The organism is Brevundimonas sp., from assembly GCF_031412435.1.
Lineage (GTDB): Bacteria > Pseudomonadota > Alphaproteobacteria > Caulobacterales > Caulobacteraceae > Brevundimonas.
The window spans coordinates 1-8,058 of record NZ_JANODA010000027.1 but is presented as its reverse complement, the minus strand read 5'-3'; the positions used below and the strand labels follow the sequence as shown (position 1 = coordinate 8,058).

The 8,058-nt window shown below is 66.3% G+C and carries 7 protein-coding genes and 1 tRNA gene; all 8 read right to left on the bottom strand.

The features are described 5' to 3' along the window. On the bottom strand, nucleotides 1–2,586 hold a 2,586-nt coding region (locus RMO01_RS05450), incomplete at its 3' end, for a DUF4214 domain-containing protein (RefSeq protein WP_309628026.1). 473 nt (nucleotides 2,587–3,059) lie between these two features. Next, nucleotides 3,060–3,149 (bottom strand) — tRNA-Ser (locus tag RMO01_RS05445). Nucleotides 3,150–3,248: 99 nt separating this feature from the next. Then, nucleotides 3,249–4,190 carry an NrtR DNA-binding winged helix domain-containing protein gene (locus tag RMO01_RS05440; RefSeq protein WP_309628025.1) on the bottom strand — a complete coding sequence of 314 codons (942 nt, stop codon included), beginning with the start codon at nucleotides 4,188–4,190 and terminating at the stop codon, nucleotides 3,249–3,251. 4 nt (nucleotides 4,191–4,194) lie between these two features. Next, the gene (locus RMO01_RS05435; RefSeq protein ID WP_309628027.1) at nucleotides 4,195–4,788 is read right to left on the bottom strand and encodes an HD family hydrolase; all 594 of its coding nucleotides are present in this window, start codon (nucleotides 4,786–4,788) and stop codon (nucleotides 4,195–4,197) included. 130 nt (nucleotides 4,789–4,918) lie between these two features. Further along, nucleotides 4,919–5,794: a methyltransferase type 11 gene (locus RMO01_RS05430; RefSeq protein ID WP_309628024.1), complete on the bottom strand. Its 876-nt coding sequence runs from the start codon at nucleotides 5,792–5,794 to the stop codon at nucleotides 4,919–4,921. A 115-nt stretch (nucleotides 5,795–5,909) separates the two neighbouring features. Next, nucleotides 5,910–6,782: a MoxR family ATPase gene (locus tag RMO01_RS05425; RefSeq protein ID WP_309628023.1), complete on the bottom strand. Its 873-nt coding sequence runs from the start codon at nucleotides 6,780–6,782 to the stop codon at nucleotides 5,910–5,912. Between the two features lie 64 nt (nucleotides 6,783–6,846). After that, entirely contained in the window at nucleotides 6,847–7,062 is a 216-nt protein-coding gene (locus RMO01_RS05420) for a hypothetical protein (protein WP_309628022.1), read from the bottom strand. Beyond that, on the bottom strand, nucleotides 7,059–7,481 hold the full coding sequence (locus tag RMO01_RS05415) for a hypothetical protein (RefSeq protein WP_309628021.1): 423 nt from the start codon (nucleotides 7,479–7,481) through the stop codon (nucleotides 7,059–7,061). The genes RMO01_RS05420 and RMO01_RS05415 overlap by 4 nt, the downstream gene beginning before the upstream one ends. Nucleotides 7,482–8,058 lie beyond the last annotated feature (577 nt).

Here is an 8,058-nt window from a genome sequence, read left to right as displayed (position 1 = left end):
GTTTTCATAGCGGATGCCGCCGGCCCAGGTCGGGGCCGTCAGGTTCACGTGCTCGACGCTCTCGGAGAAGATCACCACCATCTCGGCGCGCGTGGTCCCCGCGTTCAGCCGGTCGATCCAGACCTGCCGACCGAAGGCGTCGGCTTCGCGATTCAGGGTGAAACGGTAGAGCTGGTCGATGAACTGGGTGTTGTTCAGCGCGCCATAGCGGTCCTGGAACTCCTGCGAACTGACGAAGGCGTTGGCGATGGAGAACAGCGACCCGCCCGCATCCAGCGTACCGCGCCAGTAGACGATGCCGCCCTGGTCCGGGACGCGATCGAAGGCGGCGTCGTACAAGCGGGCCACGGCGATGGTGCGGTCATCCTGCACGAACAGGCCGGCGTTCACCGCCGCCGCCGTCAGGTTGCGATGCTCAACGCTTTCGGAAAAGGACAGAAGGACGCTGCCCCTGCTGACGCCCGAATCCAGCTGGGCCTTCCACTGGGAAATGCCGAAGGCGTCGCCCTCCCGGTTCAGGCTGAACCGGTACATCGTCTTGACGAAGTCCTCATTCGAAAGGGCGCCGTAACGGGCCACGAACTCGGGCGCCGTGGCGAAAGCCTGTGCCGCCTGTTGCAGAGTCGTGCCCGAGCCGAGCCGGCCCACCCAGCCCGAAAGCCCCGCCTGATCCGGCCCTCGATCCAGCGCCGCGTCGTAAAGCCGATAGATCTGCGCCGCCGCCGTATCCGCACCGGTCTCGAACACGCCGTCGAGGAACGACAGTCGCTCGATTGAGATCAGGGTGTCGGTTCCTGTTTCCTGGCCGCCTGTGACGGAAGAAAAAGCCCCGCTCGCCCGGCCGACCGCGTAGGCGCGGACCAAGCCGACATAGCCCGCCGTATCGATACCGGCGCCGCCGTCCAGATAGTCGCCGTTGCCGCCGCCGACCAGGACATCGTCGCCGTTGCCAGCGATGATCCGGTCGAACCCGTCGGTTCCGACGATGCGGTCGGTCCCGTTGGAGCCGAAGATTTCGTTGGGGGCCGGGATACGGCCATCCGCGCCTACGGCCAGTCTGAGGTCGGCGAATTGGATGAACTCGACACCCGTCAGCGAAACCGTCGCCCCGTTCAATGTCGCTGTCGCCGTCCCGTTCGAGAAGCCGAAGGTATAGTTGAAATAGGCGCCTGACAGGATCGCAGTGTCGACGCCGGTGCCGCCGATCAGGGTGTCGGCCTGGCCGCCGACCAGGGTGTCGTCTCCGGCCCCGCCGTCGAGCCGATCATTCCCGGCGCCGCCGTCCATATAGTCGGCGCCGTCCTGACCGTTCAGCGTATCGTCGCCGTCGCCGCCCAAGACCCGGTCATCGCCGCTTCCGGCGTTGACCAGATCCGCCCCCGCGCCCGTCTGGATCACGTTGGCGCGATCGTCTCCGGTGACGGAATCGTTGCCCGCGCCTGTGCGAACCGTCTCGAAGCCCGTGATCGTGCCAGGCTGTGTCGTGCCGGACTGACCCCACGTGCCCGTGACCAGATTGACCTGAAGGTTGGTCGAGCCTTCCAGCGTCAGGTCCGCGACATCGGTCCCTGCGCCTCCATCCAGCGTATCCCCCAGCGTGCCGTAGACAAGATCATCCCCGTCGCCGCCGAGCAGCGTATCGATACCGAATCCCGACCGGAAAAGACTGCCGGTCAGGATGTCATTCCCATCGCCGCCGATCAGGGTCGCATTCCCGGAGGTGGACGTCAGCTGATCGTCTCCGGCGCCGCCTTCGACCCGGGACGTCGCCGCTCCAACTCGGATGATGTTGTTGGCTGACGTTCCAAGAACGGTGATCGAACCCCGTGCATTGAAGATGAGGTTTTCGATGTTCAATAACTGAAGGCCAGTCGTCGCACTGGCATCGCCCGTCATGTTTATCGTGCTGGAACCCTCGTAGAATCCGAGTTCCACTATGTCCGAACCGGCGCCGCCGTCCAGACGGGTCAGGCCGGTGAAGGCGGCGTCGTATGTAAGATTGAACCTGTCCTGGCCCTCGCCGGCATCGGCCCAGTCGCCCATGGACAGGTCGATCCTGTCGTCGCCACCCCCAGATCGGATCACATCCCTGCCGCCGCCGCCGATGATGATGTCGGCCAGTCCGCCGCCGACGATCTCCATATTGCCGGTGAAGGCTCCGAAATTGAGAACATTCGTCGCGGTCAGTCCGCCGAGGAATCGCTCGAAGCCCTGACTGTTGGCCAACACCTGGCGTCCGCCTGCGCCGCCGTACCCGACACCGATCGCGGTTCCGGCGCCCGTGACAAAGAGACCATATTCCCCTTGGACGTATGCGCTGAGGTCGAGGGTGTCGAAGCCGTTTCCGCCATCGGCCGCGGCCTGATTGGTGTCGTTGTTGTTGGCGATCGTCAGGGCGAACGGCGTGAAGATCACCGTGTCGTCGCCATCGCCGCCAAAGATCGTGGTGCGGCCCGCGCCTGTTCGGATCAGATCATTGCCGCCGAGGCCATAGAGGGTGTCGGTCCCGCCGCGGCCATCGATGACGTCGTCGCCTTCCGATCCGATCAGCGTGTCGTCGGCGGGAGTCCCTGTGAAGGCAGGCATCGCTCGCTCCTCAGATACAGAGCACCACCCTAAGGTTGAGGGGCACAAGCCACAAGCATGGCAGTTCTGGAGCGCTCCAGCGTCAGCTTTGGGTCTACAACCGTCGTTGATTTCACGGCGGATAGCGGACGTTGGCGGGCCTCAGGCATAAGGCACGTGATGTTTCACTGGCCCCCCCATATTCGAGCGCGCCCGTTCATATCGGCGAAACCTCAGTCCCCGCATCGAAACTTACGCCGCCGCTCACGGGCAAGACGAGACGCGAGGCCCTCCGTTTTCGGAGCAATCGAATGCCCTGGGCGAATACCTCCTACCGGCACACAGGATGTATCAGGCGCGGAGTTTGTCTGACTGAGCCACAGTAGAGGCAAGGGCCCATGCGCGGCGCTGAGGGATATTGCGACACATCGGCTGCGACACAAGTCCGAAGTCGCTCGGGCTAATACCCTGACGTATATCCCTGAATAAGGCGGTGGCGGAGAGGGTGGGATTCGAACCCACGGTACCCTTCCAGGCACGCCGCATTTCGAGTGCGGTACATTCGACCACTCTGCCACCTCTCCGCGGGGCCGTAGTGCGCTTGGTCGACAGCGAGCGGCTTCTCTAATGGGGTGAGGCTTGCGCCGCAAGCGGGCGCGGACGATTTTCCGAACGAAGTCGGATCAGCGCAAGGCAGGGAGGGCGAGGCCGGGGGCCTGGCCGTCGCGGGGGCCGGCGCCGGTGAAGCGGAACAGCTCGGCCGGGCGGCCACCGGTGCCGGTGGAAAGGCGGCCGGTGGGCTCTACAAGGCCGGTGCGTTCGACGCCGCGACGGAAGTTCTGCTTGTGGAGTTTCAGGCCCACGACAGCCTCTGCGGCGGCCTGAAGCGCCGACAGCGTGAAGGTTTCGGGCGTCAGTTCGAACAGGACCGGGCGGTAGCGAAGCTTGCTGCGCAGTCGTCCCAGGCCCGTGGCGAGGATGCGGCGGTGGTCTGACGCCATGGGACGATCGCGCTGGTCGAGCGGCGAGGCGTCGTCGCGGTCGCGGGCGGCCTCAGCGACAAGGCCGGCCTCGTAAAGGAGCTCGTAGCGTTCGAGCACGCGGGTTTCGTCCCAGCGGGCGGAAGCGGACGGGGCGAAGAGGGCCTCGATCCGATCGATGCGGCGCGGATCGCCGGCGGACCATGCGGTCAGGGCCTCGACGATCTGACGGGACAGTCTGGTCGTCGGGGCGCGGCGATCCTCCCACGGGAAGATTTCGAGCGCCGGGGTCCAGCGGGCCCCGGGCGGCGCCATGTCGACGGCATCGGCGGTCAGGGCCAGGTAGCCGACGGAGACCTCGCGCTGGCGGTCCGGGCCTGGCGTGGGGCGGGGCGCGGCGCGACCGGCGTCGCCGAACGTGTAGAGCTGCTCGACGAAGCCAAGGCCGAAACCGGTCTGGGCGGTTACGAAGGCGCGCAGGGCGCGCTCGAAGGTGCGGTCTTCGGCCGGATCGAATGGGCCGAAGGGAAGGGCCAGCTCCCCTTCGGGCGTCTCGGTGGTCAGGATGCAGAGCTGACCGGAACGCAGGGCCATGACGACGGCGGAGAGGCCGATGCGGACGCCGTGCTCCCCGCCCCAGGACATGGCGCTATTCCGTGTGCCAGGCGTCGGCGGCGGGCAGGATGCCTACAGCCTCCGCGAGGATGCAGTAGCGCTCCAGATACCGCTGCTGGGCGATCGGAGCAGGCAGGGGGTCGATGATCAGGTCGTAGTCCGGAGGCGGTGAGCCGAAGAAACCGAGCGCCTCCTTCTCGTTGAAGCCGGCCAGCTGGGTCGCCTCGAAGAAGGCGCAGGCCTTGTCGGCGCTCTTTATGAGCTTCTTGATGGGCAGGGGTGTCTTGGGGGGCAGGCCGAAGCGGACGTGGATGGCGTCCTCCAGTCGCGCCTCGAAGGATTTGTAGCTGACGCCCAGGGCCGCCTTGAAGGGCGAGATCATGTCGCCGATCACGTACTCGGAGGCGTCGTGGAGGAGGGCGGCCAGACGCCATTTCGGCTCCAGCCCCGGCTTGATATGGGCGGCGATCTCCTCGACGACGCAGGAGTGCTGGGCGACGGAGAAGGCGTGTTCGCCGATGGTCTGGCCGTTCCAGCGGGCGACGCGGGCCAGGCCGTGGGCGATGTCCTCGATCTCGATGTCGAACGGCGAGGGGTCCAGCAGGTCGAGGCGGCGGCCGGACAGCATGCGCTGCCAGGCGCGGGGGGCCGGCGTCCGGGAGGCGCGAGTGGAGGGAGCAGAGGCCAAGGCGGAGATCCAGACGGCGAACGGCAGGTCAGGTGACCCATCCTCGCCGCCGGATCAAGCGTGAGGGCGCCTATTCCCCGACGTTGAGGGTGACGAGGTCCTTGGCGGAGTCGAAGACGCCGTCGCTGTCGCGGTCCTTGGCGCGGACCGTGGCAATGACGATCGGGCCGCCGACGGGGCCGCGCGCCTCGAAGCCGACCAGCCTCCATCCCTTGTCGGCGGGCGTCCGATCGGTCAGCATATAGGTGCGGCGGGTGGCATCGCCGGGGGCGCGGGTGCGGATTTCGGCAGCGTCGTCGTGGGCCTGGATGCTGACGCTCTCGTCGGACGAGGAGATGTCGACGGTCTCGGAGCTGTCGTCGGCGTTGATGGAGAAGCCGCCGATGCGGACGCTGGCCTTGTCGCCGTCGGCGTCGACGCTCATGCCCGGCAGGCGGACGCGGGCGCGGTCACCCTCGGCGTCGATCGCCATGCCCGGCGCGCGAACGCGGGCGCTGTCGGCGGCTGCATTGGCTTCGGCGGCTGCCGCATCGGCTTCGGCCGCCGCCACGTCAGCCTGGGCGCCTGCGGCGTCGGCGGCGGCCTCGGCGCGGTCCGCTTCGGCGGAGGCGTTGCGGAGCTCAGCCATCGTATGGGGCATGTCGGCCGAAAGAGTGTTTTCAAAGCGCTGGAGCACCACGTCGACGGTCTGGTCGCTGAGGGCGATCAGTTGCAGGGTGACCTCGGCGCCGCGCGGGCCGCTGTAGAGGCAGGTGGCGCCGCCGGCGTGGGCCGTTCCCTTGCGGGTCAGGACGCCAATGGTCTCGGGGCACTGCAGGGTGTCGATGACCTTCAGCACACCCTTGCCGCTGGTGTCGGTGGTGGTCGAGGAGATGCGCACGGACTCGCCGTCGCAGGCTGCCGTCATCAGGCAAGCGGTGCAGATGGTGGCGAGAAGCAGTCGCATCAAACGGGTTCCTCTTCAGGTCCTCATCTTGAACAGTAGCCGTCACTATTCCAGTGAAATCGCGGTAATCGGTCTGACGATATCTGTCCGTCGAATGGCCGGAATGCGCCGTTCCTTAAAGGCCGGGGCGTGAGCCTTCGCGACGATTGAGGAAAGCGAGGCGCTCGAACAGGTGCACATCCTGTTCGTTCTTCAGCAGGGCGCCGTGCAGGGGCGGGATCAGCTTGTTGGGCGAGGTCTCGCGCAGGGTCTCAGGCTGGACGTCATCGACCATCAGCAGCTTCAGCCAGTCGAGCAGTTCCGATGTGGACGGCTTCTTCTTCAGGCCCGGCGTGTCGCGGATCTCGTAGAAGGTCTTCAGCGCTTCCGACACAAGCCGGGGTTTGATGCCTGGGAAGTGGACCGCGATGATCGCCTTCATCGTCTCGTCGTCGGGGAAGCGGATGTAGTGGAAGAAGCAGCGGCGCAGGAAAGCGTCGGGCAACTCTTTTTCATTGTTCGAGGTGATGACCACGATCGGACGGACCTCGGCGCGGATCGTCTCGTCCGTTTCGTGGACGTAGAACTCCATCCGGTCGAGTTCCTGCAGCAGGTCGTTGGGGAACTCGATGTCGGCCTTGTCGATCTCGTCGATCAGCAGGATCGGGCGGACGGGGGAGGTGAATGCCTCCCACAGCTTGCCGGGCTTCAGATAGTTGCGGACGTCGTGGACGCGCGCCTCGCCAAGCTGCGAGTCCCGCAGGCGGCTGACGGCGTCGTACTCGTACAGGCCGTTGTGAGCCTTGGTGGTCGATTTGATGTGCCAGGTGATCAGGGGGGCGTTCAGCGCCTTCGCCATTTCATAGGCGAGCACAGTCTTGCCGGTGCCGGGCTCGCCCTTGATCAGAAGGGGGCGTTCCAGGGCGACGGCGGCGTTGACCGCGATCTTCAGGTCCTGGGTGGCGATATAGTTCGAGGTGCCCTCGAACCGGTCGGTCGGCCGCGACATCGGATGCTCCGGTGGTTTGCGAACCACGACTACCGATGGCGCGGCCGGTTAACAACGATCAGTTTCAGGTGATCCGCTTCGCGGAGACGGGGTCGCTGGCCGGGAAGGTCTCCTCGACGCCTTCGTCGAGCAGCGCTTCCTGGCGGTCCTCGGCGTCGCCATGCTTCTCGTTCAACTGGTCGGGCTTGCCGTGCAGACGTTCCGCAGGGCGGGCGTGCGGGGTGTCCGGGTCCTGGTCGGCGTCGCGCGGCTTGCCGGTCAGCGGGGCTGTGTCGGTCACTTGTCGTCTCCTTCAGGGCCGTAGCCCAGGTCTGCGATGTCGTCGTCGGACAGGGTGTTTGCTTCCCAGTGGGCGGCGCTGGCCTGGGCCCCCCGGACGTCCTCCATCAGGCCGGCGTAGACCAGTTCGACCTCGCCCTCGCCGGGCTCGTCGGCGCCCAGGTCCAGTTCGTTGATGCGCGTTCCGTCGGCGCCGTATTGGGCGTCGGCTTCCGGATCGACCCCGTCGGCCCCGAGCGTGTCGTCGAGGTCCTGATCGTCCTCGTCGAACTCCTCCTCGTCGGCGTCGCCATCGGCGGTGGTGACGTCGAGAACCTCGGGCATTTCCTCGAAGGTCTTGAACTCGTTGGTGACGCCGCCGGTTTCGGCGACGTCGTTGTTGTCTTCGTCGAAAGCCTCGGACTGGTCGATGTCGGGCATGGTCGCCTCCCTGTTGTGAAGGTTCAACGCCGTGGCTTTGCCGGGCGTTCCGCATGTCGGGCAGGCGACATCGCTCTTCCGCTGCGAACGGGATGGGGAAGCGGACGGAGCCCCGGTGTTCGCCCGGAACCGATGTGGCCCCCTGCTTTCGCGTTACGGGGACCGGATGAGGATTTTCGGCTCGCGCCGGGGCTCCGTCGCGACCGGTTCACGCGAGCGGCCGGTGACGGGCTTCGTGCAGCCTGTGAGGTCTGTGTCGTTTTCGACCCTCACGCTTTGCGCCGCTTAAACCCAGTCCGACCTCGGCCCGCGACGGGCGGAGGGTTTCAGGCCCCTCCGGGCTCCACGGTTTGTCACCCCATGGACAGTCCTGCATCCGCGCCGGTTCGTGCCTCCACAGATCCAGGTTCAACGCCGGATCAGGGTCCTCGGCCGCGCGCAGCGATACAGTTTCCCGCTCGATCGCGCCCCGCCGCACGTCCGGGTCCTGGGCCCAGGACGCCTTCCCCATGCTGCGGGACGGACACAGTGTAAGGCCGCCGTGAGAGGGGGCGCACATAAAGGCTCTAAATAACTC